The sequence below is a fragment of the Bradyrhizobium lablabi genome (genome assembly GCF_018131005.1).
GTDB lineage: Bacteria > Pseudomonadota > Alphaproteobacteria > Rhizobiales > Xanthobacteraceae > Bradyrhizobium > Bradyrhizobium lablabi_D.
Window position 1 is genome coordinate 139,270 of sequence record NZ_JAFCJK010000008.1, and the last position, 26,692, is coordinate 165,961.

General features: G+C 62.9%; 23 protein-coding genes, 1 pseudogene and 1 riboswitch. Of the genes and pseudogenes, 14 read left to right on the forward strand and 10 right to left on the reverse strand.

The window, feature by feature from the left end; all coding sequences use genetic code 11:
* Nucleotides 1–85: 85 nt before the first annotated feature.
* Both JQ553_RS24265 and JQ553_RS24270 read right to left on the reverse strand, forming a co-directional pair.
* Nucleotides 86–268, reverse strand: coding sequence for a hypothetical protein (locus tag JQ553_RS24265; RefSeq protein WP_212502548.1), 183 nt, complete (start codon nucleotides 266–268; stop codon nucleotides 86–88).
* A gap of 231 nt (nucleotides 269–499) precedes the next feature.
* Nucleotides 500–691, reverse strand: coding sequence for a hypothetical protein (locus JQ553_RS24270; RefSeq protein ID WP_212502549.1), 192 nt, complete (start codon nucleotides 689–691; stop codon nucleotides 500–502).
* A 516-nt stretch (nucleotides 692–1,207) separates the two neighbouring features.
* Here JQ553_RS24270 and recA point away from each other — a divergent pair.
* Nucleotides 1,208–2,296 carry a recombinase RecA gene (gene recA, locus JQ553_RS24275; protein ID WP_212502550.1) on the forward strand — a complete coding sequence of 363 codons (1,089 nt, stop codon included), beginning with the start codon at nucleotides 1,208–1,210 and terminating at the stop codon, nucleotides 2,294–2,296.
* A 199-nt stretch (nucleotides 2,297–2,495) separates the two neighbouring features.
* On the opposite strand, the gene gcvP is transcribed toward recA, so the two are convergent.
* The 3 genes from gcvP to gcvT form a co-directional block, all read right to left on the reverse strand.
* Nucleotides 2,496–5,369 carry an aminomethyl-transferring glycine dehydrogenase gene (gene gcvP / locus JQ553_RS24280; protein ID WP_212502551.1) on the reverse strand — a complete coding sequence of 958 codons (2,874 nt, stop codon included), beginning with the start codon at nucleotides 5,367–5,369 and terminating at the stop codon, nucleotides 2,496–2,498.
* A gap of 157 nt (nucleotides 5,370–5,526) precedes the next feature.
* Nucleotides 5,527–5,892, reverse strand: a complete 366-nt coding sequence (gene gcvH, locus JQ553_RS24285) for a glycine cleavage system protein GcvH (RefSeq protein WP_212502552.1) — start codon at nucleotides 5,890–5,892, stop codon at nucleotides 5,527–5,529.
* A 9-nt stretch (nucleotides 5,893–5,901) separates the two neighbouring features.
* Complete coding sequence (gene gcvT, locus JQ553_RS24290) at nucleotides 5,902–7,047, reverse strand: glycine cleavage system aminomethyltransferase GcvT (RefSeq protein WP_212502701.1); 1,146 nt, start codon at nucleotides 7,045–7,047, stop codon at nucleotides 5,902–5,904.
* A 142-nt stretch (nucleotides 7,048–7,189) separates the two neighbouring features.
* A riboswitch (glycine riboswitch) is annotated at nucleotides 7,190–7,278 on the reverse strand.
* Nucleotides 7,279–7,477: 199 nt separating this feature from the next.
* On the opposite strand from gcvT, the gene alaS reads away from it, so the two are divergent.
* Both alaS and JQ553_RS24300 read left to right on the forward strand, forming a co-directional pair.
* On the forward strand, nucleotides 7,478–10,153 hold the full coding sequence (gene alaS, locus JQ553_RS24295) for an alanine--tRNA ligase (protein WP_212502553.1): 2,676 nt from the start codon (nucleotides 7,478–7,480) through the stop codon (nucleotides 10,151–10,153).
* A 14-nt stretch (nucleotides 10,154–10,167) separates the two neighbouring features.
* Nucleotides 10,168–11,418, forward strand: a complete 1,251-nt coding sequence (locus JQ553_RS24300; protein WP_212502554.1) for a cyclic nucleotide-gated ion channel — start codon at nucleotides 10,168–10,170, stop codon at nucleotides 11,416–11,418.
* Nucleotides 11,419–11,433: 15 nt separating this feature from the next.
* On the opposite strand, the pseudogene JQ553_RS34625 reads toward JQ553_RS24300, so the two are convergent.
* The 3 genes and pseudogenes from JQ553_RS34625 to JQ553_RS24315 form a co-directional block, all read right to left on the reverse strand.
* A pseudogene (locus JQ553_RS34625) lies at nucleotides 11,434–11,586 on the reverse strand (DUF3455 domain-containing protein); the annotation flags it as partial.
* A gap of 96 nt (nucleotides 11,587–11,682) precedes the next feature.
* Nucleotides 11,683–12,897 (reverse strand): NADP-dependent isocitrate dehydrogenase, encoded by a 1,215-nt coding sequence (locus JQ553_RS24310; protein WP_212502556.1) that lies wholly within the window; start codon nucleotides 12,895–12,897, stop codon nucleotides 11,683–11,685.
* Between the two features lie 187 nt (nucleotides 12,898–13,084).
* A complete protein-coding gene (locus tag JQ553_RS24315; RefSeq protein ID WP_312015193.1) occupies nucleotides 13,085–13,696 on the reverse strand; it encodes a hypothetical protein in 612 nt (203 codons plus the stop codon).
* 388 nt (nucleotides 13,697–14,084) lie between these two features.
* Between JQ553_RS24315 and JQ553_RS24320 the strand changes: the two genes are divergently transcribed.
* The 6 genes from JQ553_RS24320 to JQ553_RS24345 all read left to right on the forward strand — a co-directional run bounded on the left by JQ553_RS24320 (nucleotide 14,085) and on the right by JQ553_RS24345 (nucleotide 22,040).
* A complete protein-coding gene (locus JQ553_RS24320; RefSeq protein WP_212502558.1) occupies nucleotides 14,085–15,281 on the forward strand; it encodes a TrmJ/YjtD family RNA methyltransferase in 1,197 nt (398 codons plus the stop codon).
* 1,542 nt (nucleotides 15,282–16,823) lie between these two features.
* The gene (locus JQ553_RS24325) at nucleotides 16,824–18,425 is read left to right on the forward strand and encodes an acetolactate synthase large subunit (RefSeq protein WP_212502559.1); all 1,602 of its coding nucleotides are present in this window, start codon (nucleotides 16,824–16,826) and stop codon (nucleotides 18,423–18,425) included.
* A 343-nt stretch (nucleotides 18,426–18,768) separates the two neighbouring features.
* Entirely contained in the window at nucleotides 18,769–19,539 is a 771-nt protein-coding gene (locus tag JQ553_RS24330; RefSeq protein ID WP_212502560.1) for an SDR family NAD(P)-dependent oxidoreductase, read from the forward strand.
* 330 nt (nucleotides 19,540–19,869) lie between these two features.
* Nucleotides 19,870–20,145: a DUF3303 domain-containing protein gene (locus tag JQ553_RS24335; protein ID WP_212502561.1), complete on the forward strand. Its 276-nt coding sequence runs from the start codon at nucleotides 19,870–19,872 to the stop codon at nucleotides 20,143–20,145.
* A gap of 293 nt (nucleotides 20,146–20,438) precedes the next feature.
* A complete protein-coding gene (locus JQ553_RS34965; RefSeq protein WP_212502562.1) occupies nucleotides 20,439–21,092 on the forward strand; it encodes a VIT1/CCC1 transporter family protein in 654 nt (217 codons plus the stop codon).
* An 87-nt stretch (nucleotides 21,093–21,179) separates the two neighbouring features.
* Nucleotides 21,180–22,040 carry a TorF family putative porin gene (locus JQ553_RS24345; protein WP_212502563.1) on the forward strand — a complete coding sequence of 287 codons (861 nt, stop codon included), beginning with the start codon at nucleotides 21,180–21,182 and terminating at the stop codon, nucleotides 22,038–22,040.
* Nucleotides 22,041–22,081: 41 nt separating this feature from the next.
* On the opposite strand, the gene JQ553_RS24350 is transcribed toward JQ553_RS24345, so the two are convergent.
* Nucleotides 22,082–23,014, reverse strand: a complete 933-nt coding sequence (locus JQ553_RS24350) for an alpha/beta hydrolase (RefSeq protein ID WP_249144547.1) — start codon at nucleotides 23,012–23,014, stop codon at nucleotides 22,082–22,084.
* A 530-nt stretch (nucleotides 23,015–23,544) separates the two neighbouring features.
* Between JQ553_RS24350 and JQ553_RS34635 the strand changes: the two genes are divergently transcribed.
* The 3 genes from JQ553_RS34635 (at nucleotide 23,545) to JQ553_RS24365 (ending at nucleotide 25,000) form a co-directional block, all read left to right on the forward strand.
* The gene (locus JQ553_RS34635) at nucleotides 23,545–23,772 is read left to right on the forward strand and encodes a hypothetical protein (RefSeq protein ID WP_249144580.1); all 228 of its coding nucleotides are present in this window, start codon (nucleotides 23,545–23,547) and stop codon (nucleotides 23,770–23,772) included.
* Nucleotides 23,773–24,003: 231 nt separating this feature from the next.
* On the forward strand, nucleotides 24,004–24,621 hold the full coding sequence (locus tag JQ553_RS24360; RefSeq protein ID WP_212502565.1) for a hypothetical protein: 618 nt from the start codon (nucleotides 24,004–24,006) through the stop codon (nucleotides 24,619–24,621).
* Between the two features lie 31 nt (nucleotides 24,622–24,652).
* Nucleotides 24,653–25,000 (forward strand): hypothetical protein, encoded by a 348-nt coding sequence (locus JQ553_RS24365; protein WP_212502566.1) that lies wholly within the window; start codon nucleotides 24,653–24,655, stop codon nucleotides 24,998–25,000.
* Nucleotides 25,001–25,088: 88 nt separating this feature from the next.
* Here JQ553_RS24365 and JQ553_RS24370 read toward each other — a convergent pair whose 3' ends face one another.
* Nucleotides 25,089–25,676, reverse strand: a complete 588-nt coding sequence (locus JQ553_RS24370) for a TetR/AcrR family transcriptional regulator (protein WP_312015194.1) — start codon at nucleotides 25,674–25,676, stop codon at nucleotides 25,089–25,091.
* Between JQ553_RS24370 and JQ553_RS24375 the strand changes: the two genes are divergently transcribed.
* Both JQ553_RS24375 and JQ553_RS24380 read left to right on the forward strand, forming a co-directional pair.
* Nucleotides 25,660–25,845 (forward strand): hypothetical protein, encoded by a 186-nt coding sequence (locus tag JQ553_RS24375; protein WP_212502714.1) that lies wholly within the window; start codon nucleotides 25,660–25,662, stop codon nucleotides 25,843–25,845. The two genes, JQ553_RS24370 and JQ553_RS24375, sit on opposite strands and share 17 nt — an antisense overlap.
* A 149-nt stretch (nucleotides 25,846–25,994) precedes the next feature.
* Nucleotides 25,995–26,537, forward strand: a complete 543-nt coding sequence (locus tag JQ553_RS24380) for an OsmC family protein (RefSeq protein WP_212502568.1) — start codon at nucleotides 25,995–25,997, stop codon at nucleotides 26,535–26,537.
* Nucleotides 26,538–26,692: the final 155 nt, after the last annotated feature.

Sequence of the window (26,692 nt, forward strand, 5' to 3'; positions counted from 1 at the left end):
GTTCTCGGTCGGAGAACTACGGACCGATGGCAGGGGGACCAGCGCGGGATCGGGAGAGGCGTCCGCCGGCGATCTTAATGAAACGTTAACTTGGGGGCCGCGAGGCCACCCCAATAGCTCGCTCTATTTCATCGGCCAGCGTTCGGTGGTGCGCTGCAAGCTTGGCAAACAATGCCTTCTTGGTCGCATTCGTCGCGAGTTTGCTGATCAACTCGCACTCTTCAGCCTCGTTGCGAAGCTTCTCCAAGTGCTTCTGCATGTCCTGCATTGGCTTTCTCCCCTGCACCCGGACGTTAGGACAGGAGGGAACTCGTCAACAATAACCTAGGTGAACATTCCCCAAGCTGCCCAGTATTTCTGCTGAGTGCATCGGCCAAGCGTTCACTTGAAGCGATCCAGGACGTTGATTCGGACAGCTCCAAGATTCGGCGTCAAACGCTCTGGGCCGATTCACCAGACAGCGCGTTCGAAGAGAAAGAGGCTGCCAACGGAGGCGGCCCTAAGCTTCCGTCGCTTTGCGGCGCGGCGGCAAAAGCGCCAGGACGATATGGGGCAACGGGAAGAGCAGGCTACCCCAGATGAACCAGGCGGTCTGGGAGCGCCCTTTCTGTGCCGCGTACTTCGCGGTGTGGCGCCCGCATAAGCCCAGGAGGATGAGGTATAGGATCGCGGCAATGATCACAGGAAACATGGCGGCTCCTATGGTTCTATCGTTGCCTGGAGCAATCATACGACCGGTCCTGCGGACCCGATAGAATCCGATGTCCCCAACGACCACACGTTCCCTTGATCAGCGACCCGCTACCCGTATGAAACCGTTTGGCCGACGCCCACGTAGCTGGAGTGCCGGCCATCGCTTCCATTGGCGACTTGGGCGGCTGGGGCCGTTCGGCCTTACCCAGTCGCGGACGGCCCCATCTCTTGTTCGGCGATTTTGAGCCAGGTCAAAGAATGAACATCCGCTTGGTCGCCCCGGCGGTTCTACTGAGAAAATCAGCCAAGACCTGGTTTTCGCTGGCTTAATGCAAAACGGGCCACTCCAAAAAATAGACTTGGAGGTGAAACGGGTCAGCACCGAATTTCAAACAAGAACATATTGCGAACATGGAACAAACGTGGTACGGAGTTTTCATCAACAACGCATTCCGCCTGATCTCATCGCCCGTTTGTCCAGCTAGCGAATCCCCGCCATAAGGAGCACATCCCAATGTCTGCCACTGCCCTGCGTATCGTCGAAGGATCCTCCATGGACAAGTCCAAGGCCCTCTCAGCCGCGCTCTCCCAGATCGAGCGCCAGTTCGGCAAGGGCTCGGTGATGAAACTCGGCAAGAACGACCGCTCGATGGATGTCGAGACGGTGTCGTCGGGGTCGCTCGGGCTCGACATCGCGCTCGGTGTCGGCGGCCTGCCGAAGGGGCGCATCGTCGAGATCTACGGACCTGAATCGTCCGGCAAGACCACGCTGGCCCTGCATACGGTGGCGGAAGGCCAGAAGAAGGGCGGCATCTGCGCTTTCATCGACGCCGAACACGCGCTCGATCCGGTCTATGCGCGCAAGCTCGGCGTCAATATCGACGAGCTCCTGATCTCGCAGCCCGACACCGGCGAGCAGGCGCTGGAAATCTGCGACACGCTGGTGCGCTCCGGCGCGGTCGACGTGCTGGTGGTCGATTCGGTTGCCGCGCTGGTGCCGAAGGCCGAGCTCGAGGGCGAGATGGGCGATGCGCTGCCGGGCCTGCAGGCGCGCCTGATGAGCCAGGCTCTGCGCAAGCTCACCGCCTCGATCAACAAGTCCAACACCATGGTGATCTTCATCAACCAGATCCGCATGAAGATCGGCGTGATGTATGGGTCGCCGGAAACCACGACCGGCGGCAACGCGCTGAAGTTTTACGCCTCGGTCCGCCTCGATATCCGCCGCATTGGCGCGATCAAGGAGCGCGACGAGGTCGTCGGCAACACCACTCGCGTCAAGGTGGTGAAGAACAAGCTGGCGCCGCCCTTCAAGCAGGTCGAATTCGACATCATGTATGGCGAGGGCGTCTCCAAGATGGGCGAGATCCTCGATCTCGGCGTCAAGGCCGGCATCGTCGAGAAGTCCGGCGCCTGGTTCTCCTATGACAGCCAGCGGCTCGGCCAGGGGCGCGAGAACGCGAAGGCGTTCCTGCGCGCCAACCCCGACATCACCGCCAAGATCGAAATCGCGATCCGCCAGAACTCCGGCCTGATCGCCGAGCAGATCCTCGCCGGCACGCCCGAGCGCGACGTCGACGGCGAAGAGCCGTCGGAAGAGTAAGCTTTCGGCCCAGAGAGCTTTCGCTGAAGCGGGCGCTGAAGACGTTGAGTTGCCGACGTCTTCGGCGTCCGTTTCGTTTTTGTATTTCGTTTGGTGAGTGGGCCCTGATGAAGAGCCTGATCCTGACCAGTTCGTCCGGCTCCTGTCTTCTGAGTTCGGGTTTGGCGGAGGTCGTAATTCTATTTGCCTTCCGGTCTCCTTACTCGGCCGCTTGCGCGTAATCGTCGACCGGTGGACAGGAACACACCAGATTGCGATCGCCGTAGGCGTTGTCGACACGGCCGACCGGGCTCCAGTATTTGTCCGTACGTGAGACGCCGTCGGGGAAACAACCTTCGGCGCGACTATAGGCCCGTGTCCAGTTGTCGTCGGCGATGTCGTGCACCGTGTGCGGCGCGTTGCGCAGCGGCGAGGCCTCGACCTTGAAGCGGCCGGATTCGATCTCGGCGATCTCCTGCCGGATCGCGATCATGGCGTCGCAAAACCGGTCGATCTCGATCTTGGATTCCGATTCGGTCGGTTCGATCATCAGCGTACCCGCGACCGGGAAGCTCATGGTCGGCGCGTGGAAGCCGTAATCGATCAGGCGCTTGGCGATGTCGTCGACGGTGACGCCGGTCGTTGCCTTCAACGGCCGCGGATCGACGATGCATTCATGCGCAACGCGGCCGCGGGCGTTGCGGTACAGCACCGGGAAGTGCGGCTGCAGCCGCGCGGCGATGTAGTTCGCGTTCAGGATCGCGATCTCGGTGGCGCGTGTCAGCCCTTCGCCACCCATCATCAGGATGTAGATGTAGGAGATGGTGAGGATCGACGCCGAGCCGAACGGGGCGGCCGACACCGGACCGACCGCATGCACCGTCGCGCCATCGGTCGCCGGATGGCCGGGCAGGTAGGGCGCAAGATGCGCCTTGACGCCGATCGGGCCCATGCCGGGGCCGCCGCCGCCATGCGGGATGCAGAAGGTCTTGTGCAGATTGAGATGGCTGACATCGGCGCCGTAATCGCCGGGCCGCGAGAGGCCGACCTGCGCATTCATGTTGGCGCCGTCGAGATAGACCTGCCCGCCATGCGCGTGCACGATGTCGCAGATGTCGCGGATATGCTCCTCGAACACGCCATGCGTCGACGGATAGGTGATCATCACGGCGGCGAGGTCTTTCGAGTGCTTCTCGGCCTTGGCGCGGAGATTCTCGACATCGACGTCGCCTCTGGAATCGCAGGCCACCACCACGACGTCCATCCCGACCATCGCGGCGGATGCCGGATTGGTGCCGTGCGCGGAGGAGGGGATCAGGCAGACCTTGCGGTGCGGCTCGCCGCGCGCGACATGATAGCCGCGGATCGCGAGCAGGCCGGCATATTCGCCCTGAGCGCCGGAGTTCGGCTGCAGCGAGATCGCATCATAGCCGGTGATGTCGCACAGCCATTGTTCCAGCCGCTTGAACAGCGTGTGGTAACCCTTGGCCTGCTCGGCGGGCGCGAACGGGTGCAAATTGCCGAACGCCGGCCACGTCAGCGGGATCATTTCCGTGGTGGCGTTGAGCTTCATCGTGCAGGAGCCGAGCGGGATCATCGCGCGGTCGAGCGCGAGGTCGCGATCGCTGAGCTTGCGCATGTAGCGCAGCAATTCCGTCTCGGAGCGGTGCGTGTTGAATACCGGATGGGCGAGGAAGGCGGTGGTCCGCTTCAGTTCGCCCGGCAGCGCCTCGCGCGCGCCGGCCTCGATGTCAGCGTAAGCGAGCGTGCTGCCAAAAGCGCGCCACACCGCCTCGACGATCTCAGGTGTGGTGGTTTCGTCCACCGCAATGCCGAGCGTGCCCTCGCCGATGCGCAGATTGATTCTCTCGCCGAGCGCGCGGGCGACGATCTCGCTCTGCTTGCCGCCGGCGTCGACGGTCACCGTGTCGAAGAACGCCCCGCTTTTCGGTGCAAAGCCGAGCTTGCGCAGGCCCGCGGCCAGCACGGCAGCGCGGCGATGCACGCTGCGCGCGATGTGCGTCAGGCCTTCGGGACCGTGATACACCGCGTACATCGAGGCGATCACCGCGAGCAGCACCTGCGCCGTGCAGATATTGGAGGTCGCCTTTTCGCGGCGGATATGCTGCTCGCGGGTCTGCAGCGCGAGCCGATACGCAGGCAGCCCGCGCGAGTCCACCGACAGTCCGACGATGCGCCCGGGCAGCGAGCGCTTCAGCGCGTCGCGCACCGCCATGTAGGCGGCATGCGGGCCACCATAGCCCATCGGCACGCCAAATCGCTGCGCGGAGCCGACCGCGATGTCGGCGCCGAGCTCGCCGGGTGAGGTGAGCAACGTCAGCGCCAGCAGGTCCGCTGCCACGATCGCGAGCGCGCCCTTCGCGTGCAAGGATTCTATCGCGGGCCTGAGGTCGCGCACCGCGCCCGACGTGCCGGGATATTGCAGCAGCGCGCCAAGCACATCGGCCTTGTCAAGATCGGTGAGGGGATCGCCGACAATCAGGGTCCACCCCAACGGTTCGGCACGGGTGCGCATGACCGCGAGCGTCTGGGGATGAACCTCCTTGTCGACGAAGAATGCTTGCGCTGTCACCTGCGAGTGGCGCTCGGCAAGTGCCATCGCCTCCGCCGCGGCGGTCGCCTCATCGAGCAGTGACGCGTTGGCGACGTCGAGCCCCGTGAGGTCACAGATCATGGTCTGGAAGTTGAACAGCGCCTCCAGCCGGCCCTGGCTGATTTCCGGCTGATACGGCGTGTACGCCGTGTACCAGGCCGGGTTCTCCAGGATGTTGCGCTGGATCACCGCCGGCAGGATGGTGCCGGAATAGCCCTGGCCGATCAGCGAGGTGAAGACCTGGTTCCGCGCGGCAAGCTCGGTCATATGCGCGAGCGCTTCGGTCTCGCTCAGCGCACGCCCGAGGTCGAGCGGCGCCCGCTGGCGGATCGAGGGCGGCAGCGTCTCGCTCATCAGCGTTTGCAGGCTCTGGGCCCCGACCGTCTCCAGCATCGCGTCGATGTCGCGCGGCGAGGGACCGATGTGACGGCGGGCGAAATCGGTGGCGGCTTCGTTGCTCGGCTTGAATGGCGCGTTCATGGGAATTCCTCTTGATCCGCCGTCATACCCCGCGAATGCGGGGTATCCAGTACGCCGGGACGTCAGCGATCGAGCCGAACAGCCGCGCCGTGCTGGACCGCCCGGTCAGGCCGGGCGATGACAGCGAGTGTGTGGTGGCAAATGGATTCATTCTCTCTCACGCGGTGTGTGCGGCGTAGGCGGCCTCATCCATCAGGCCACCGAGCTCGCTTTTGTCGGCGATCTTCAGTTTGAAGAACCACGCCTTGCCGCCCGCATCGGAATTGACCAGCGCGGGCTCGGCGGCGACCGCTTCGTTGACCTCGATCACCTCGCCCGAGATCGGCGCATAGACATCCGAGGCGGCCTTGACGGACTCGACGACGGCTGCGGCTTCCGCCTTCTTCAGGCTGCGACCGACCTTGGGCAGCTCGACGAACACCACATCGCCGAGCTGAGATTGCGCATAATCCGTGATGCCGATGGTTGCGATATCACCCTCGATGCGGAGCCACTCGTGGTCGGATGTGTACAGCGTCGTCATGAGCTTCCTCTAGCGTTTGTAGGTGTTGGGGACGAAGGGCGTGGCGGCGACCTTGAGCGGCAGACGCTGGCCGCGTACTTCGGCGAACACGGTGGTGCCGATGGCCGAAAGCGAGGTGGGTACATATCCCATGGCGACGGGGGCATTGAGGCTCGGGCCGAAACCACCGGAGGTAACCCTGCCGATCTGCCCGCTCGAAGCAGCATCGGCAAACAGGCCGGCGCCTTCGCGCACAGGCGCGCGGCCTTCCGGCCTCAGTCCGACCCGGCGGCGCGCCGCGCCTTGGGCGAACTGCGAGAGGATATTGTCGGCGCCCGGAAAGCCCCCGGCGCGTGCCCCGCCGCCGCGGCGGACTTTTTGCACCGACCATTCCAGCGCGCCTTCGACCGGGGTCGTCGTGGTATCGATGTCGTGGCCATAGAGACAGAGCCCGGCCTCGAGCCGCAGGCTGTCGCGCGCGCCGAGGCCGATCGGCAGCACGTCGCCATTGTCGAGCAATGCCGTCACCAGCGCCTCGGCCTTGTCGGCGGGCACTGAAATCTCGAAACCGTCTTCGCCGGTGTAACCGGAGCGCGAGACAAAGCAGTCGATGTCACCAACGCGGCGCGTACCGGCGTCCATGAATTTCATCGAAATGACATCTGCACAAAGTTTCGCCAGCACCGCTTCCGCCTTCGGTCCCTGCAGCGCGATCAGCGCGCGGTCGGCGAGCGGATCGATTTCGCAGATGCCGGCGAGATGCGCGCGCAGATGCGCCTCGTCCTCGGTCTTGCACGCGGCGTTGACCACCAGGAACAGGTGATCGCCGAAATTCGCGACCATGAGGTCGTCGAGCAGCCCGCCGTCAGCGTTGGTGAATTGCGCGTAGCGCTGCCTGCCCGGCGGGATGCCCAGGATGTCCTGCGGCACCAGTTTTTCCAGCGCCAGCGCCGCATCCGCGGTCTTGCCGGACCTCGGCCGCAGCGCGATCTGGCCCATATGGGAGACGTCGAACAGGCCGGCAGCGATGCGGGTGTGCAGGTGCTCCCTGAGCACACCGGCGGCATACTGAACCGGCATGTCGTAGCCGGCGAAGGGCACCATCTTGGCCCCGCGCGCCAGGTGCAGCGCATGCAGAGGTGTCTGTTTCAGCAGGGAATTGTCGCTCGCCGACATCAAACGGGCCCTCGCGGTTCCCATCGGGGACCATTCCCCTGGGAGACCTGCAGAAAGCCCCATCTGTCGCTGTGCCTGAGAGTATTATCCCGTCGGCGGACGCGGCCGGGCCGAAGGCCCCTGGCGCCTCTTTCCAGATATCAGACCTCACGCGGTCCTTTTGCCTGAGAGTTTCCGGGGCGGTTGCTCCTTCGGCGCCGGCGCGAGCCGGTCTCTCCCGACGTGACGTAACAACAGATAGGAGGGAAACACGACGCCACCAAGTCTGTCAACGCGACTCCAACGCCCATCAACGGCCTTTGTGCTGCTGCAGCAAGCCCATGATCCGCCTGCACAGTTTCTGGACACCGCCGCTGGCCTTGTCTAAAAGCGTTCGGCCGGAAATTGCAGCTATTTGCGCCTGATCCGGCCTCTTTCCGATTGGATGAACATGAGCAGCGTCAACGACATCAGGTCGACATTTCTGAACTTCTTTGCCGAGAACGGCCACGAGATCGTGCCGTCCTCGCCGCTGGTTCCGCGCAACGACCCGACCCTGATGTTCACCAATGCCGGCATGGTGCAGTTCAAGAACGTCTTCACCGGCGTCGAGAAGCGCCCCTATCAGCGCGCCACGACCTCGCAGAAATGCGTACGCGCCGGCGGCAAGCACAACGACCTCGACAATGTCGGCTACACCGCGCGCCATCACACCTTCTTCGAGATGCTCGGCAATTTCTCGTTCGGCGACTATTTCAAGGATCGCGCGATCGAGCTCGCCTGGAAGCTCGTCACCAAGGAATTCGGGCTGCCGAAGGATAAGCTCACGGCGACCGTCTATATCGACGACGACGAGGCGTTCGACCTCTGGAAGAAGATCGCCGGCCTTCCGGAATCGCGCATCATCCGCATCGCGGGCTCCGACAATTTCTGGCAGATGGGTGATACCGGCCCGTGCGGCCCCTGCTCGGAAATCTTCTACGACCACGGCGACAAGATCTGGGGCGGACCTCCCGGCTCGGCCGAACAGGACGGCGACCGCTTCATCGAGATCTGGAATCTGGTGTTCATGCAGTTCGAGCAGCTCGAAGGCGGCGTGCGCAATCCGCTGCCGAGGCCCTCGATCGACACCGGCGCGGGGCTTGAGCGCGTAGCGGCCGTGTTGCAGGGCGTGCATGACAATTACGAAATCGACCTGTTCGTCTCCCTGATCCGCGCGATATCGGATCTCACCGGCGCCGATCCGGAAGGAGCGCAGAAGGCTTCACTGCGCGTCATCGCCGACCATCTGCGCGCATCGTCGTTTCTGATCTCCGACGGCGTGCTGCCCTCGAACGAGGGCCGCGGCTATGTGCTGCGCCGGATCATGCGCCGCGCGATGCGCCATGCACAGCTCCTCGGCGCGCGCGAGCCATTGATGCACCGCCTGGTCTGGGCGCTGGTGCGCGAGATGGGCCAGGCCTATCCCGAATTGGTGCGTGCGGAGAAGCTGATCGAAGAGACGCTGCGGCTGGAAGAGACCCGCTTCCGCAAGACGCTGGAGCGCGGCCTGTCGATCCTCGACGAGAAGAGCGCATCGTTGAAGAAGGGCGACATGTTCGACGGCGACACCGCCTTCACGCTGTACGACACCTATGGCTTTCCGCTCGATCTCACGCAGGACGCGTTGAAATCGCGCGGCATCAGTGTCGACCAGGCGGCCTTCACCGACGCGATGAACCGCCAGCGCGAGAAGGCGCGCGCGGCCTGGGCCGGCTCGGGCGAAGCCGCGACCGAGAGCGTCTGGTTCCCGCTTCGCGAGAAGCTTGGTGCGACCGAATTCCTCGGCTACGAGACCGAGAGCGCGGAGGGCGCGGTTGTGGCGCTGGTCAGGGATGGCGCCGAGGTCGACAGCCTCAAGGCCGGCGAAACCGGTGCGATCGTGCTGAACCAGACGCCGTTCTACGGCGAGTCCGGCGGTCAGGTCGGCGACACCGGCGTGCTGAGCGGCGAGGGCGTCACGTTCCGCGTCACCGACACTCAGAAGAAGGCCGGCGATCTCTTTGTCCATCTCGGCACGGTGGAGCGGGGTACGCTCAAGGTCGGCACGACGCTGCAGCTCGAGGTCGATCACGCCAGGCGTTCGTCGATCCGCGCCAACCACTCGGCGACGCATCTGCTGCACGAGGCGCTGCGACAGGTCCTCGGAGATCACATCGCGCAGCGCGGCTCGCTGGTCGCGCCCGACCGCCTGCGCTTCGACTTCGTACATCCGAAGCCAATCACACCGGAAGAACTCGCCCGCGTCGAGGACATCGCCAACGACGTGGTGCTGGAGAATGACGAGGTCACCACCCGCATCATGGCGGTAGACGATGCGCGCGAGGCCGGCGCCCGCGCGCTGTTCGGCGAGAAATACGGTGACGAGGTCCGCGTGGTCTCGATGGGCAGGAGTGCGCGCGAGCACGGCCAGAACACACTCGGCTGGTCGGTCGAGCTGTGCGGCGGCACTCATGTGCGCCGCACCGGCGACATCGGCCTGATCTCCGTGACCGGCGAAAGCGCGGTGTCCTCGGGTGTGCGCCGCATCGAGGCGCTGACCGGGCGTTATGCGCGCAGGCACGCCAACGACACGATGGCGCTTGCGAAGACCGCGGCGCAGGAACTGCGCACCACGATCGAGGACGTGCCTTCGCGTATCGCCACGCTGATGGAGGAGCGCAAGAAGCTCGAGCGCGACCTGTCGGATGCGCGCAAGAAGCTCGCGATGGGCGGCGGCGGTGCGTCATCCAACGGCGCGGCCGCCGGCGTCCGTGAGGTCGGTAACGTCAAGCTTTTGGCGCGCGCGGTCGAGGGCGTCGAGACCAAGGACCTGAAGAGCCTTGTCGACGACGGCAAGAAGCAGATCGGCTCCGGCGTCGTCGCGATCGTCGGCGTTACCGAGGACGGCAAGGCCGGCATCGTGGTCGGCGTCACCGCTGACCTCACCTCGCGCTTCAACGCGGTCGAGCTGGTGCGCAAGGGCTCCGAGGCCCTCGGCGGTAAGGGCGGCGGCGGTCGACCCGACATGGCGCAGGCCGGCGGACCCGACGGCGCCAAGGCGAGCGCAGCATTGTCGGCGATCGAGCAGGCGATGGCCGGCGCCTGACGGAGGTCAAGGGCGTGGCGACGGTTCCGGGCAAGCGCAGGAGCAGCGACCCGGATTTACGGGACCGTCTCTACGAGTTGCTCGAACACGATCACCTGCCGTATTCGGTCGGCTCGCGCTTCGTTGGGCTGATCATCGCCATCATCGTCATCGATGTGCTGGCGGCAATCCTGGCGTCGGTGCCGGAGATCGACGCGCAATTCGGCTGGCTGTTCACGACAATCGAGATCGCGGCGGTGATCGCGTTCGCGCTGGAATATGCGGCGCGGATCTGGAGCGTGGTCGGTCATTCGCTGCGCGACATGACGCCGCTGCGGGCTCGGCTTGAATACGCCACCTCGACCCTCGGCCTGATCGATCTCCTGGCGTTCCTGCCGTCGGCGATCGCGCTCGTCATCGGCGACAGGACTGCGCTGGTCCTGTTCGGCATGCTGCCGTTCCTCAAGCTCGTCCGCTATTCGCCTGCGATGCGCTCGTTGCTCGCGGCGCTGCATGCCGAGCGGCGGACGCTGTTCGGCTGCATCGTGATCCTGATCGGCGCGGTGCTGCTGTTCGCCTCGCTGCTCTATGCGATCGAGCACAAGGTGCAGCCCGACAGGTTCGGCACCATGCCGCAGGCGATGTGGTGGGCGATCGTGACGCTCGGTACGGTCGGCTATGGCGACGTGGTGCCGGTGACGCCGCTCGGCAAGATCGTGACCGTGTTTGCGATCGTGGTCGGCTTCGCCATGATCGCGCTTCCGGTGGCGATCGTCTCCACTGCCTTTGCCGACGAGGTCCGGCGGCGGGATTTCATCGTGACCTGGGGCATGCTGGCGCGGGTGCCGCTGTTCTCGCAACTCGGTGCGGCCGAGATTGCCGACGTCATGCGTCTGTTGCGCGCACAGACCATCGAATCAGGCGAGGTGCTGGTGCGACGGGGCGACGAGGCCTCATCGATGTACTTCATCACTGCGGGGGAGGTGGAGATCGACCTGCCGAGTCAGCGTGTGCGGCTCTCCGACGGAACTTTCTTCGGCGAGATCGCGCTGCTCAGGCGGACGAAACGCTCGGGTACGGTCACGGCAACGCGGAAGACCAGGCTGCTGGCGCTCGACGCACAGGATTTCCACGCCCTGATCGAACGCCTGCCGGCGCTCGCGGCGCATGTGAAGGCTACCGCCGAAGCGCGTCTTGCCGATACCGGCGGCATCGGCGGCGACGTCGCCGCGGGCGAAATCGCGCTGGCCGCATCGGCCGAGATCGACGGCGGCAGCCGGGATTAGGTTGGCGCCGGGCCGTTAACCCTTGCGCAGGAAAACGTAGTCGGCCGAGTAGGGCACGCTCTTCAGCATGCCGGCCTTGTCGCAGGCGCCGTCAAGCTTGCCGCCCGCGGTGTTGATCCGCTGCACGGTGGTGACACCGCCGAGCGCGCCGTTGCCACGGTGGGAAATCCCAGCGCCGCCGATCCCGTCAGCAACAATGATGCGAGCGCAACGCTTCCGAGAAGAGACATCGTCACGCTCGCCATTGCCCAATGGTGAGGTAGGTTACGCCGCCATTGCCTTTACGAGGTTGTCAGCAACCTTGTCGAGGAAGCCGGTGGTGGAGAGCCAGCGCTGGTCAGCGCCGACGAGCAGGGCAAGATCCTTGGTCATGTAACCGTCCTCGACGGTCGAGACGCAGACCTTCTCCAGGGTCGAAGCAAACTTGGCCAGTTCCACGTTGTTGTCGAGCTTGGCGCGGTGGGAGAGGCCGCGGGTCCAGGCGAAGATCGATGCGATCGAGTTGGTCGAGGTCTCCTTGCCCTTCTGGTGCTCACGGTAGTGGCGGGTCACGGTGCCGTGGGCCGCTTCCGCCTCCACAGTCTTGCCGTCGGGTGTGAGCAGCACCGAGGTCATCAGGCCGAGCGAGCCGTAGCCCTGCGCCACGGTGTCGGACTGCACGTCGCCGTCATAGTTCTTGCAGGCCCAAACATAGCCGCCGGACCATTTCAGCGCCGAGGCCACCATGTCGTCGATCAGGCGGTGCTCGTAGGTCAGCCCCTTGGCGTCGAAATCCTTCTTGAACTCGCGGTCGAAGACGTCCTGGAAGATGTCTTTGAAGCGGCCGTCATAGACCTTGAGGATCGTGTTCTTGGTCGAGAGGTACACCGGATAGTTGCGCATCAGGCCGTAGTTGAACGACGCGCGGGCGAAATCGACGATCGAGTCGTCGAGGTTATACATCTGCATCGCCACGCCGGGGCCGGGCGTCTTGAACACCTCCCGCTCGATGACGTTGCCGTCCTCGCCGACGAATTTCAGCGAGAGTGTGCCCTTGCCTGGAAACTTGATGTCGGTGGCGCGGTACTGGTCACCGAAGGCGTGGCGGCCGATGATGATCGGCTTGGTCCAGCCGGGAACGAGGCGCGGCACGTTCTTGCAGATGATCGGCTCGCGGAAGATGCAGCCGCCCAGGATATTGCGGATGGTGCCGTTCGGCGACTTCCACATCTCCTTCAGTCCGAATTCCTTCACCCGGGCCTCGTCGGGGGTGATGGTGGCGCATTTGACGCCGACGCCGACCTTCTTGATGGCGTTGGCGGCGTCGATGGTCACCTGATCATTGGTGGCATCGCGGTACTCCATCCCCAGGTCGAAATAGAGCAGTTCGACATCCAGGAACGGGTTGATCAGCTTATCCTTGATGTACTGCCAGATGATCCGGGTCATCTCGTCGCCGTCGAGTTCGACGACGGGGTTGGCGACCTTGATTTTTGCCATGACGGGGAGGCCCTCTTGGGAATAGCGCGCTTTTGACGCCGGAGGTTGGATATCCCCGCGCTATAGCACCGCCCGCGAGCGGGCGGAAGCGGACCGGTTGTGCAGTTTGGGCCGATTGTTTGGCGTTTTGCCGAAATCACCGTCCTCAGCGGGCGTCCCCATCATGGAACAGCCACGGAAACGCTCATCAGCCATCATGCGTATATTGCTGGCCGAGGACCCACCCGGTGAGAATACCGGCGGGCCCACTGGTATAGACCGGATGAAGGCCCACGCCGGCGCGAAGAATGTGCCATTCATGCTCGCCGACCCAGGGAATACCGGGATCGCCCTTTTGATACTGCTTGAGCAGCGTCCGGGCGACCAGTTCGGCGTTGGCATAGATCTGGCCGTTGGCCCAGCGAGGTCGAGGCAGGCCCGTCATGCGGCAATAAAGCGCCGAGCAGACATAGGCGGAAGCCTCCTCCGCGTTGGCGTCAAGGCCGGTCCGCAGCAGATCGTAGGCCGCATGCAGGCTCTCATGCACGATGTGCGCCTCATCCAGGCGTCCCGCCGCCGACGTGACTTCCAGCGTGTTGGCCGCAACCGCCGTGCCATCCGCCCGGGTGCGCGCGACGTCGTTATATTGCGCGGCGACGCCCGCCGCGAGATCCGTCGGACGTCCGACGTGGACCCGCCCCAGGCGGATCGCTCGAGCGACGTGGTGGAATGTTTGCGGCGCTATCGTCACATGGCTGCCGCGGATCGGGAAGCGGAAGCGAATGCGCGCGACCGTCGGGCCGTTCAGCACCTGCAGCACCCTACCTTGAAGTGACATCGGATTACCTTTGCTGTTGTCGTCTTCTCAGAGACTTGTCGGTATTCGCAGCCTGCGGGTTCAAAGCGCCGCCCGCCGCCTGAGGTGCTGCCCTGTCGCGTGAACGCAATGGCCGGCCCGATGCGGCTTTACAGCCTCGCTTTGACTGTGGTTGGTACCCGATCCGAAGGCGGCATGCCCGCGCGCGCCGGGAAGGACGGCGCGCAAGCGAGATTCCGATCAAGGATTCACAATCGCCGTTAACCCTCTTGTCTCCTTGGAGAAAATGGTCAGCAGCACAACCGGTCACAGCCACGTGCGAAGCCGTTGAATCAACTTCTTCGGAGCTCGATTCAAGATCCTGAGAAGTTGAATCAGAAAGCGAAGTGACATGTCCGGCACCGACAAGACCAAGGCAGGGCGGGACCTTGCCGGTCCCGTCGTCATCCTGGTTGAGCCGCAGCTCGGCGAGAACATCGGCATGGCCGCGCGCGCAATGGGTAACTTCGCGCTCAGCCGGTTGCGCCTGGTGAAGCCCCGCGACGGCTGGCCGAATATCGCCGCCCAGCGCGCGGCTGCCGGCGCCGATCACATCATCGGCTCCGCCGAGCTGTTCGACACAGTCGAGCAGGCGATCGCCGATCTCACGCTGGTGTTTGCGACCACCGCGCGCGCTCACGATCAGGCCAAGCCGGTTGTCGGGCCGGAGGCGGCGGCTGGCGAGATCGTCGGCCATGTCGCCGATGGCGGCGCAGCCGGCATCCTGTTCGGCCGGGAACGCTCGGGCCTGACCAACGAGGAAGTCGCGCTTGCCAACCGCATCATCACCTTCCCGGTCAATCCGGGTTTCGCCTCGCTCAATCTGGCGCAGGCGGTGCTGTTGATGGGTTACGAATGGTTCAAGCTTTCGACCGCGGGCGCGCTGCCCTTCGCCATGCCGGAACGGTCGGAGCTGGCGTCCCAGCACCAGATTCAGGCGTTCTTCGACAACCTTGTAGCTGAACTCGACAAGGTCGAGTTCCTGCGCCCGCCGGAGAAGCGCGACACCATGCTGGTGAACCTGCGCAACATCTTCACCCGGATGGAGCCGACCAAGCAGGACATGCATACCCTGCACGGGGTGGTGATGGCGATCGCCGAGGGGCGCAAGGGGCCGGCCAAAGGCGGCGTGCTCGACGGCGCCCAGGCGACCCGCCTGCGGGCGCTGCTCGCCGAGCAGGGGCAGGGCGGCGCGACTGCCGACAACAGCAGCACCGTTCGCGGGCTGGCGCGGCTGCTCCGGCGCAATCCGACCGATGCCGAGCGGATCCTGTGGCAGGCGCTGACGAAGGATCGTCGCTTCGCCGGATTGTTCAAGCGCCAGACCCCGGTCGGCCGTCACATCCCCGATTTCGTCTCCTTCGTGCAGCGGATCGCGATCGAACTGGTCAATCCGGTCGAGACCGACGCCATCGCCGCCGACCGGGCCGCGCGGCGGGCCTGGCTCGAGGCGCGCGACTACAAGGTCATCGACATGAAGGTCGCCGATGTCGAGCACGACCTCGCCGGCGAGCTTGCGCGACTGGAAGCCAGTCTTTTGGCGCGATGACAGCATGACGAGGCTGGAGCCGGGCGCGCGGATCTCCATCCGTCGTCCCTGCGAAGGCAGGGCTCATGGTCACTGCAAGGAGCTCGCGACAAATTGCAAGGCAATTTTGCGCTGAAGCGATGAAGCAATCCATCCGCTGCAAGTGGTGCGGTGGATTGCTTCCGCCTTCGCCAGGGCTACGGCGGACGCGCCGCTTCGCCGCAATGACGAGGTCGGATTTTCGGATTCAACTGTCAAACAACGATGATGATGTAAGATCGCATTCTCGCGACGTGAAACGCCCGAGGTTTGCTGCAATCTTTGCCGCTCGGAAGACGGAGGGCGCAGGGAAAGCCGGGTGCCGATTGCACCCATGGGCCCGGTGCAACAAAAAGCACCGGGGTAGGACCACAGGTGTAACCGGAAACAACCCGGCTTTCCCCGCGCGATGGTTTTACGGTGTCCTTCGTACTCTTCCCGGTGAGACCAGCTTTGTTGTCACCGTCATCCGCAAAGCAGCTTGCCGCTCGCGAACTTGACACCTGCATCGGGGCGTCAGAACCACACGACTTCGCCGTCCGCATCATGCGCACTCGTCAGTTGCGCACTCAGCGTCCACCGCATCTCAACCCAACACTCGTGACGATCGCGAAGCGCCCCTCAATCGGGTGAGACGCGTGGATTATAGGGTCGATTTGCACTTCTGAAAAACAGAAATATTTTATCGCACAGTGCTGGACATCGGCGTGGAGACGTGAAGCAAAAGTGAGTTGCCCGTCGCGTTGTCCTGCCGCACCGAAGAACGCCTGCCCGGATTTGGCTTCGACGAATTGAAAACCGGGGGCATTCGCTTCAAGCGCTGCAGTCCCAATGCGTGATCTATTCAATCACCGTGGACTCGCCCACCCTGGGCTTGTCATGGTTTGCTTCGAACAACGCTGCGAAGATTATGATCGGCAAGTAAAACAAGAGCATGGCAAATCCTCCATGCACAACAACCCTTGCTCATCTGGCGTCGTTCCTAAAATAAGCGACCAAATTGCTTGGAACGCTTTCATTGCTTATCCGACTACCACGGATTTCCCGGGCGTTTTTCGCGTTGCGTTGCATCCCTGCCGGATTTGTGGCGATGGGCTAATCGCGGAGGGGCCTGTCTCATTCGAACACTCTCGCCGGCATGTGCACGGCGCACACTCACGCCGCCACAGCGCATTTGGCCTAACGACGCCGCTCAGTGACCGTTTCGAACCTTCACAAAATCCCGCCCGCAGGCAAGACTCCGCACAAGAATGCAATGCCAAAAGAACCAGCAGGGCGGTAGACTAGGCAATGCGCCACGATCAGAGCAGCGGGGCAGGCGAAATTAGGAGCTCGAGCGCGGTACGCGCCGCTCCTGCAGAGGCCGGATCAGGACGTGGTGTATCGCGATCTGAAGCGTTTCACCGATCGCCCGATCGCGCCGGGTAAGATTCAGAGCGACCTTTGCCGCGCATCTCACTTGGCGTCGTCATCAACTCGGAAGTGCCCTCTAAGCCAATCAGGCCAACTTCGGGAGATTCTACCATGAACGGTGCACAGGCTCTCTTCAAGGCCCTTACGGATGCCGGTGTCACAACCTGCTTCGCAAATCCGGGTACGTCCGAGATGCAGTTGGTCTACGAGATCGGCCTCACGGCCAATGTTCGCCCAATTCTGTGTTTGCAGGAGGATGTCGTTACCGGAGCGGCAGATGGATACGCGCGTATGAAGGGTTCGCCCGCAGTCACGCTTCTCCATGTCGGCAGTGGGTTCGCCAACGGGATTGCCATGCTGCACAACGCGGGCCGCGCCAATACACCCGTTATCAACGTCGTCGGCGCCAACGCTTCTTATCACCAGCCGAATTACCCGGAACACGAATTGATCAATGGACGGGTGATCGATCTTGCGCGCGTCGTATCCCACTGGACTCGCGAAGCACGAAGTGCTTCCGAGCTTGGAGAGTTGGGCGCAGAAGCGACGGTGCTCGCCAAGGCGGGGAAGATCTGCACGATCGTGGCACCCACCAATTTCCATTGGGAGGAAGCGGCACCACCACCGATCCCTGCCGCTTTGCATCGGCCGATGGCGTCGCCGGACGCGATCACCCACGCGGCCAATATGCTCGCGAACGGCAAGAAGACGGGACTGGTTCTGGGCAATCTCGCCCTTCGCGGAGACCCGCTGGAAATCGCCGGCCGCATTGCCGCAAAGACGAATGCCGAGCTCCTTTCGGAAACATTTCCCTCCTTCTCGCTTGCGCGCGGTGAGGGGCGCCCGATCGTCGAGATAATCCCGTATTTTCTCGAAACCGGATTGGAGTTTCTAAAGGACTTCGAGCAATTGATCTTTGTTGGTGCCCTTTCCCCCGTTGTGACATTCGCCTACAGGAACAAGCCGACCCTCAAGAGTGAGCCGCGATGTGCCCTCTTCACGATGGCATCGGCTGATCAGGACTTACTAGCGGCACTGGAATCCCTCGCGAAGGCGACCGGCTCGACCGCTGCCGAGACCATGCGCCGGACACGTCGGTCGACCGCAGTTCCAACCGGAGAATTGACCGCGGAGGCCATCGGTCAAACGCTCTGCGCGCTAATGCCGGAAAATGCGATCCTGGTCGACGAAGCTGCCACCAACGGTTCGAAAATATTCGCCGCGACAGAAGGTGCGCGCTCCCACGATTTTCTTAGTCCGGTCAACGGCGGCGCCATCGGCGGAGGGCTCCCGATGGCGCTTGGAGCAGCAATCGCCTGCCCCGATCGCAAGATCATTCTTGTTCAGGCTGACGGTAGCGGCATGTACACTGTCCAAGCCCTGTGGTCGATGGCGCGCGAGAAAGCCGACATTGTCGCCATCATATTGAAGAACGACGCTTACGCGGTGCTCGGCCTGGAAATGGCTCGCGTTCGCGAGGGCGAGCTAAACGCCAAGATGGAATCGATGTTGGATCTCAAGAATCCGGCGCTCGACTGGGTCAACATCGCGTTGGGCCTCGGAGTTTCCGCATCGCGAGCAAAAACGGCCGCGGACTTTTACGGAGTTTTTGCCTCCGCGCTCGAGACGAAGGGACCAACGTTGATCGAATGCCAGGTCGCGATTCCTAACGAGCTTGCCGCGTTCGCTGAATTCATCAATAAAAGTCGATGAGTGGATGAGCGGGGCGAGGGCAGATAAGCGGATGAGTCGGCAGGAGTTCGACGCCGAGCTCCTTCAATCCTGAGATTGCCCGATCACTTCCGGTCTGTCGCGAAAAACAGACATCTTCGATGTAGGCCGATATGTCTCGCTGGGGCCTGCAACCAGAATTTGCGGCTGTCTGCCATCGGCGAACCTTCGACAACAGCCTGTGCGACTTGCATCGCCGCGTTGGCTCAGCGCGCCACGGAGTCATATCAGACTTCTCGATATCGTGTTGGAACGTGATTGTTCGGGACGCGCCAATCTGGCTAATCCGCGCGGATGCTGCCTCCAACAAGGAAAGCTCGAACGAATGGTCTCACGATTCGAAGGGAAGGTTGTCATCGTGACAGGTGCGGGCAGCGGAATAGGTGCCGCGACCGTACGCCGTTTTCACGCTGAGGGCGCAAGCGTCGTATTGTGCGGACGCAGGGAAGCAAAGCTGGTCCAGGTCGGTGCCAGCCTGGGAACCAACCGCTACATCATTCAACCAGCCGACGTCACGATCGTCGAACATGTCGAGAGGCTTGTCGCCGAGGCTACACGTCGTTTTGGTCGAATCGACGTCCTCGTCAACAACGCAGGGGCAGGAACAGTTGGGGAATTCCAGGGTTTGTCATCAGAACAATGGCATAACATGTTCGCAGTCAATGTTGACGGCGTATTCAATCTGACACGAGCCGCTCTACCTCGATTGATCGAAACGAAGGGCGCGATTGTAAACGTGTCGTCTGTTTCCGGACTCGGCGGCGATCGGGGACTGAGTTTCTATAACGCTACGAAGGGCGCAGTCTCCAATTTAACGCGAAGCCTGGCAATTGAGCTTGCCGTAAAGGGGGTACGCGTCAATGCAGTTTGTCCCAGCGTTACCTTCACCGACATGAACATGCCGATTTTCGAACGAGTCCCCGAATTGCTTGACCGGCTGGTTGAGCGCATTCCGATGGCACGTGGTGCTCAGCCCGAGGAGATCGCGAGCGTTATTGCGTTTCTGGCGAGCGCTGATGCGAGCTTCGTCAACGGCGTGAACCTTCCGGTCGATGGCGGGGTCAGCGCATCCAGTGGTCAAGCTAATTTCATGTAATGCATAGGCAACCCATCCCTTATCGAGACGATCGAGCAGCGGCTCGATCGCGATCGACGCACAGATGGTTGGAATCGATCGGTGCTCGCTGTTCGAATCCGTCGCGGCGGACGGCCTGCGGCAGAAGGCGCGGGGAAAGCGGGGTGCTGATCGCGCCCGTGGACCCGGAGCCATAACAGGCCCGGGGGCAGGGCCACGGGTGTACCGGAGATAACTTCGGTGTTCGCCGCGACCCGGTCATTCGCCGTTGTTATTCGATGTGCAGGCGCTATCGTGCGCAAGCGGTCAAGCCGCGACATTCATCCAGTTATTGCAATGTGGGAGAGTCGCATGAAATTCATAACCACTTGGACTGTGCCTCAAGGCAGTTTCAATGCAGCCGTCGCACGCTTCCTGGAAACCGGTGGCGCACCGCCCGACGGCGTCAAGATGTTGGGGCGTTGGCATGGCATGAACGGACAGGGATTTGCGATCTCTGAGTCAACTGATCCAAAGGCCATGTATCGTTGGGTTGCGCATTGGGCCGACCTGCTTCCGCTGACCGTCACGCCCTGCCTGGAGGACGGGGACGCGGGCGAGGTGATGGCGTCGCTACCCAGGCGATAGGCAGTAAGCCAATTACAGCCACTGTCGCCGGCGTCAACGGCGGCGGTGGCATGTCTTGGCGGGTAAAGGCCGACGACGCCGATGGTTGATTAGCTTTCCGCTCTGGCGGAGACGCGCGGCCGGTTGCGGCCGTGCGAGGAGCCGCAAGCTTTGTAACCCGACGACCGATTTCAACTGGAGAAACGCGGACCTCGTCAGAGATCCGGGTTGCGCCATTAGCCGAAGTAGCCCGCTTCTCGACCACGTCGTATACTGCACGAGTTCTCCATAGGCGTTTTCGCAGGATGTCAGAGGTGTCAGATACCTCCTTTGGTAGCGCGCTGGATCCGATGGAGCGGATCTCGGAGACCTTGTTCGGCCTGATCATGGCGCTCACCTTCATCTGCTCGCTCGGTGCAGCGACCGGGGCGAGCATCAATATTCCAACGATGCTGATCGGTGCGCTCGGCTGCAATCTGGCTTGGGGTATCGTTGACGGCGGTCTTTATCTGCTGGGTTGCATCAACGACCGGGGAGACAAGATTTTGACACTCCGCGCGGTACGGCAGGCGCCGGATCCCGAAACGGCGCGGCGCGTCATAGCCGACGCACTGCCACCGGAATTGGCGGCGTTCTTGCCCGCGGAGCAGCTGGAATTGATGCGGCAAAAGCTGCGACAGTTGCCTGAGCCGTCGCCAGGTCCAAGGCTGACGAAGAGCGATTGGACCGGAGCGCTGGGTCTTTGCTTATTGAGCTTCCTTTCGACCTTCCCGGTGGTAATCCCGTTCCTGTTCCTGAGCGACGCCAGATTGGCGCTGCGCGTCTCCTATGCCGTCGCTATCGTGATGCTGTTCTGCTGTGGTTACGTGTTCGGAATTCATAGCGGGTTGCGGCCTTGGGCGGCGGGCCTTTCGATGGTGGCCGTTGGTGGTTCGCTGGTTGGCGTCGCGGTAGCTCTTGGAGGATGATCGATAGTGCGGCAGCGAGGGGTTACAAGGGTTCGGCCCGCAAGCGGTGCCTCGATCGCTGCGTCGGTGGGCTTGTGGCTTGCGACCATGACCGGCGGTCTGGCGCAAGTTGAAGCCCCCAGTCCGGCCGGTGCGATCGGCCTTGGCAATCGCGGATGGTCGGCGGCCGAGACCAGTCACACCGGGTCTGCGAACGAGCTCGAATTCAGCGCCCGCGCAGGGTTTGCATCCGACTACATTTATCGCGGGACAACGCTGTCCGATCATGGGCCCGCTGCCGGCGCCGCCTTCGAAACGAGATTTGGAGCGCTATACGCCGGCGGCACCGTCGCCACCGTTAGGCTGCCGACCGAACCAGCCGCCGAATTCACCTTCGCAGCAGGTATTCGCCCGAAAATTGCAACGATCGATCTTGATCTTGGCGTGACCTATTTCGCTTATCCCGGTGAAAGGCTTCCTGGCGAGACGAACGGCATCAATTATTGGGAGACGGTCATCCGCGGCGATCGACGCATCGGCGAACAGGTCCGCGTTGCCGGCGGCTACGCTTATTCGCCTGATGTCTCGAACACCGGCGCCTGGAGTCAATATGTGGCGGCCGGCGTTGGCTTCGACGTGCCTGACCGGTTGCTGCCGCAGAACCTGGCCGTATCATTCACGACCGCTGCCGGCTATTCCTGGTTTGGTAATCAGACCCCGCAGCTCGGAGGCTTCCCGCTACCTGCCTATCTCAATTGGCAGGCGGGCGTGACCTTCACCTACAAGGCCTTCAACCTCGATCTGCGCTACTACGACACCAATCTGTCGAGGGAAAGCTGCTTTGTTTTTACGGGCGATCCAAATGCGCGGCCAGGTGGCCGCGTTAATCTCGTCACCAACCCGGATGGCCTGGTTTCGAACTGGTGCGGCGCGACGTTCGTTGCCAAGGCCTGGTTCGCGTTCAACTAGCTCCATAGCGTTTTCGAGCGAAGTGGATAGCTGAATTTTCTCTACGCGGTCTGATATTGCGCCATAGCAATCACCGCTCGGGTGAGCGTGCTGTTGGGCTGTCGCAGCTCATCCAAAATCGTGAAGTGATTGGCGCTGGCGATCGGTATCAGGTCGCCCGGGACGTGCCCTTGCGACCGGTAGGCATGGTAGTCCCGGCTGCTCGCGATCATGGCCGGCAACTCGGCGGTGCCGTAGGCGATACCCAGCGGCTTGTTGACGATCGGCCGCCGCATAGGCGAGAGCTTCTCGATTTCGTCCTCGGTCAGCTTCACCTTGTCGTTGACATGCGGGGAGTCGCGCAGCGCACCAAGATCGAACACGCCCGAGATCGACAGCCCTGCCGCCACCTTGGGGTGATCGAGCATGAATGAGGTCAGGTGGCCGCCCGCGGACCAGCCGGTGACGATGATTGGTCCCTGGATGCCGTGCTCGCCGGCCTTGGCATTGAGCCAGTCGAATGCGCTTTTCAGCTCGTTGGTGATCTGCGTCAGGGTCGCCTCCGGCGCCAGCGTGTAGCCGCATAGAGCTGCCGACCAACCACGGGCCAATGGACCCTCGGAGAGACAGGCGAAGATTTCCTTGCTGCCGCGCTGCCAATAGCCGCCGTGGATGTGAACGAAGCATGGCGCCTTCGGATCATTGGCAGGATACAGGTCCCACTTGTTGCGCTCTCCGTTTCCATATGCCAAGTCGAGGTGGTTCGGGCGCTGCCCGCGTAGCGTCTTTGAAGCTGCGGCCCAATCTTCGGTTTTCTTGCGTGCGTTCGCGGGACCCACATGCTCGACATTGTTGTATGCAAGATTGCGAGCCTCCAGCGACATCGTAATCCAGTTCATACCGGCAGTAGGGCATTCCGTCGCGCCAAGGGCGGTTGGTGCCGCCGTGCTAGCGGCAGTCGCCAACACGAAAGCGCGACGATCAAGCTCGGTCATATGACCCTCCCTGATTTCTCATGAAGCCTGGCGGCGACTGATCAGTTTGGCCCTGTACGATCTCGTGCTCCCGATCAATCGAGGGCGCCGCTCAGATATTTTAGCAGAGAGTCCGAAGGAAAACCGCTGGGCGGAGATCATGCTGAAGCAAGGGCCTACGCACGAGGACAATTCAGCCTCACCTCATCGCGCTCGGAGCGCGGCGCCGGCGAATTGCACCGAGCGGAAGCGCCCTGGCTGTCGCGACGGCCGGATGTGCAGTTTGCGCCGGCCAAGTCGCGAATGCTCATCAATCATCGCGTGTGGGCAAGGGGCGGGAACTAGTCGATGATCAACTGCATTGTCGCAGATGTACGTCATGACGGAGTGCGACTATGAGAAAAAGCAAGCTTTTACTGTCCCTCGGACTGCTCGCCGCTGCGGCAATTGTGGTGCCCCAGCAGGCTGACGCTCGCGGAGGTGTTCGAGCAGGTGGGGGCGCCCGTGTCGCCCACGTTGGGGGAGGACCCGGCTGGCACGGAGGCGGAGGGGTGCGTCCTGGCTGGCATGGTGGCGGTGCGCGATGGGCGGGCGGCGGTCGTTACTATCGTGGCGGCGGGTATTATGGCGGCGGCGGATGGGGATGGCCCGCTGCCGCGGCGGCCGGCGTGGCCGCCGGCGCAGCGCTGGGTGCGGCCGCTGCCTACGGCTCTTGCTATCAAACGCAGCAAGTCTGGAATGGCTACACCTATGTCCCGCAGACGGTCCGCGTCTGCTGACGTCGAACCGGATCTACAGGGCTGGTGACGCCGCCTTATGACGCGGCACAGCCGTGTGACGCCCGACTGATCCCCCTGAATGACTGCAAGTCATCAGGGGGATGGGCCCTCGTTGCCCCTGGGCACGAAATTCGCTCCACCGGAAAGGACACCGGTAAAGTTGCGAAGGGTGGTGCGCTGGCATTCTCGATCTCCGGGGCGTAGAATTGCCGGAGATTTGACGGGAGCCGGATGTCTATCTTCGCAAGTAAATGTGGTTTCGCAATCCTGTTGGCGGCGCTCTGCCTTGGCGGGCAGGAGGCCTGCGGCCAGGCGGCGCCCGTGCGATATTGGATTGCGGGCGGGGCTTTCGGTTACGGCGGCAGCTCGGTCGCCGGCCAGAGCCTGAACACCTACGGCGACTTTCCGGGTTTCGATACCAAAGCCGGCGGCCTGTCCGATATGCGCGCCAGTTTTCCGACCGGCTGGTTTGTCGGCGGTGAGGGCGGCGGCGTCGGCTTGAACGGCATCAATCAGGCTGGAGCGTTCGGCTCGCTCAATTACCAGGGTGTGCAGTTCGGCTATAACTTCAAGGGGGCCGGCGGGTCGCCCGTCACGTTCTACGCCGGTTTCGACACCTTGAAATACAATGCCCCCGGCATCGGCGGCCCGCTCGCGCCTTTCAGCGTCAACTCCGACAGCACGGCCGGCTATCGCGCGCACGCAGGCTTCGAATTTCAGCCGGCGCCCAATGTCAGCCTGTCGTTCGGGGCCGGCTTCACCCAGCTGCAATCCGGGCGCGTCGACAGCGACATCAATTCGCCCTTGCTGCCCGGCGAATCTCCGATCTTCATCGGCGGTCGCCGCTAGAGCATAGCCACTTCTCCTCATCTTGAAACTGATGACCGAAGACGATCCGATCGACGAGATCTCTGAAATCGAGGCGCGACTCGAAGAGCTCGCCGAGGTCTCCGAGCGATGCCGAAAGATCATCCTGGTGTCCAAGGCGGCCATCGCCGGCGGCGCGGCGATGCTGCTCGTGATGGTGCTTGGCCTGTTCGGCGCCAATCAGGCGGTCGCCATCGGATCGATCGCCGTGGTGCTCGGCGGAATCGTGTCGCTTGGATCTAACATTAGTACGTTGCGACAGACGAAGGCCGCCATGAGCGCCGCCGAAACGCTCCGCTCGGATCTGATCAGCAGGCTGGACCTCCGGATGGTTGAGGACAGCCCCATGAAACTGATGTGACGTGCCTGATTCGTGCAGGCACGAAAATGGTCTCGAGCCTGCCGATCGGGCGAAATCGGACGCCGCCGAGAACGCGACGTCCTTTGCGTTACATGGCGACGAGTTGCTCGGCCGCGCCGCCGGCCCGCTTCGTCTTCTTTGCTTTCGCCGGTGCGAACAGGGTGCCCGCGGCAAGGCCCGCGGTGTCGGCGACGCGGGGATCGCGCGACACCATGGCGGCGACGATCGCGCCGTCAATCAGAAGGGCGAGCTGATGCGCCAGCATCTCCGGCTCGGCCGCGCCCATTTCGGCGGCTAGCTTCTCGATATGCGCCAGCACCACCTTCTTGTGGCGTAGCGCGATGCCGCGGAACTGCTTCTGGTCCTTGTCGTGCTCGGCGACTGCATTGATGAACGGGCAGCCGTAGAACCGTTCCTCGGCAAACCAGCTTTTCAGGGTCGGGAAGATCCGCGCGAGCTTGCTCTGCGCGTCGCCGCCGCCGGCCTCGATGGCGCCGATGAACCATTCGCGCCACTGCTTGCCTTCGCTCTCCAGCACGGCGTGGACGAGGTTGGTCTTCGAGCCGAACAATTTGTAAAGCGTGGTCTTCGCGGTTCCGGCCTCGTCGATGATCGCATCGATGCCGGTCGCGTTGATGCCGTTCTTGCAGAACAGCCGCGTGGCGGCGTTCAGCAAGCGTCCGCGCGCGGATTCGTCGTCGCCGGCAGCGAACGATGCGGCGGATTTCTTCCTCGTGGCCGATCTTCCCATGCGCGGCAGTAAATCGGACCGCGGCGCAATCATCAAGCCGCATCTTCATGCGCTGAAAGTAATCGCGCGTGCGCGGCAACTGCATCGGCTTTGAGCAGGGACGCCCCGATCAATCCGCAGGCACGCGAAGCTAAGCACCTGCAGGATTTCGCCTTTTGATTTGGCCTCGGTCTGGCACGCTTCATGCAGGAAACAGAACGTTCGGTATCCTACCGATTTCCTCGGCTCTCAGGGAGAAAACTGATGACGGCTGTCGCGCAAAAGACGGTGCTGACGGGGTGCCTTGCGCCCATCGACAGGAGCGGGCTGGAACAGCTCATCGCCAACGGCAAGGCCAACCCGAAGGTCGTCAAGACCTTGAAGTGCAAGACAGTGGCCGAGGGCAGGTTTCGCCACGCCAACTATATCCGCAACCTCGCGCCCTACATTGTCGACGAGCCGCCGGGGCTGCTCGGCGACGACACCGCGCCCAATCCGTCGGAAGCCTCGCTCGCCGCGCTCGGCTCCTGCCTTGCCGTCGGCCTGCACGCCAACGCGGTGCATCGCGGCTGGATCGTCAACAAGCTCGAACTGGAACTCGAGGGCGACCTCAACATCACCGCGGTGTGGGGCACGGGCGACGTCAGCGAGAAACCGGTCGGCTTCACCGACGTCCGCGTCAAGGTCGACATGGAATGCGAGGGGATCCCGCAGGACGAGGTCAGCGCGCTGGTGGCGCATGTGAAGAAGTGGTCGCCGGTCGCCAACACTTTCACCCGTCCCGTCAATCTCGAGGTCGGCGTCTAGCGCTCCTCATGGTGAGGAGCGCGGAACGCGCGTCTCGAACCATGAGGCCCGGTGCGGCCTACATCCTTCGAGACGCTCGCCCCGCGGGCTCCTCAGGATGAGGAGTGAAAGCGCCGATGACGCAGAGTGACACACCAAAACCTTTTAAAGGTGCG

Bases quoted from the DNA above. Each gene is read 5' to 3' on its own strand.
- JQ553_RS24380 (WP_212502568.1), top strand. From the start codon at position 25,995: ATGACGGCTGTCGCGCAAAAGACGGTGCTGACGGGGTGCCTTGCGCCC.
- gcvT (WP_212502701.1), bottom strand. From the start codon at position 7,047: ATGTCGGCGAGCGACAATTCCCTGCTGAAACAGACACCTCTGCATGCG.
- JQ553_RS24360 (WP_212502565.1), top strand. From the start codon at position 24,004: ATGTCTATCTTCGCAAGTAAATGTGGTTTCGCAATCCTGTTGGCGGCG.
- gcvP (WP_212502551.1), bottom strand. From the start codon at position 5,369: ATGAACGCGCCATTCAAGCCGAGCAACGAAGCCGCCACCGATTTCGCC.
- JQ553_RS24335 (WP_212502561.1), top strand. From the start codon at position 19,870: ATGAAATTCATAACCACTTGGACTGTGCCTCAAGGCAGTTTCAATGCA.
- JQ553_RS24270 (WP_212502549.1), bottom strand. From the start codon at position 691: ATGTTTCCTGTGATCATTGCCGCGATCCTATACCTCATCCTCCTGGGC.
- JQ553_RS24310 (WP_212502556.1), bottom strand. From the start codon at position 12,897: ATGGCAAAAATCAAGGTCGCCAACCCCGTCGTCGAACTCGACGGCGAC.
- JQ553_RS24325 (WP_212502559.1), top strand. From the start codon at position 16,824: ATGAACGGTGCACAGGCTCTCTTCAAGGCCCTTACGGATGCCGGTGTC.
- JQ553_RS24320 (WP_212502558.1), top strand. From the start codon at position 14,085: ATGTCCGGCACCGACAAGACCAAGGCAGGGCGGGACCTTGCCGGTCCC.
- alaS (WP_212502553.1), top strand. From the start codon at position 7,478: ATGAGCAGCGTCAACGACATCAGGTCGACATTTCTGAACTTCTTTGCC.
- JQ553_RS24265 (WP_212502548.1), bottom strand. From the start codon at position 268: ATGCAGGACATGCAGAAGCACTTGGAGAAGCTTCGCAACGAGGCTGAA.
- JQ553_RS24365 (WP_212502566.1), top strand. From the start codon at position 24,653: ATGACCGAAGACGATCCGATCGACGAGATCTCTGAAATCGAGGCGCGA.
- JQ553_RS24350 (WP_249144547.1), bottom strand. From the start codon at position 23,014: ATGACCGAGCTTGATCGTCGCGCTTTCGTGTTGGCGACTGCCGCTAGC.
- JQ553_RS24330 (WP_212502560.1), top strand. From the start codon at position 18,769: ATGGTCTCACGATTCGAAGGGAAGGTTGTCATCGTGACAGGTGCGGGC.
- JQ553_RS24345 (WP_212502563.1), top strand. From the start codon at position 21,180: ATGACCGGCGGTCTGGCGCAAGTTGAAGCCCCCAGTCCGGCCGGTGCG.
- recA (WP_212502550.1), top strand. From the start codon at position 1,208: ATGTCTGCCACTGCCCTGCGTATCGTCGAAGGATCCTCCATGGACAAG.
- gcvH (WP_212502552.1), bottom strand. From the start codon at position 5,892: ATGACGACGCTGTACACATCCGACCACGAGTGGCTCCGCATCGAGGGT.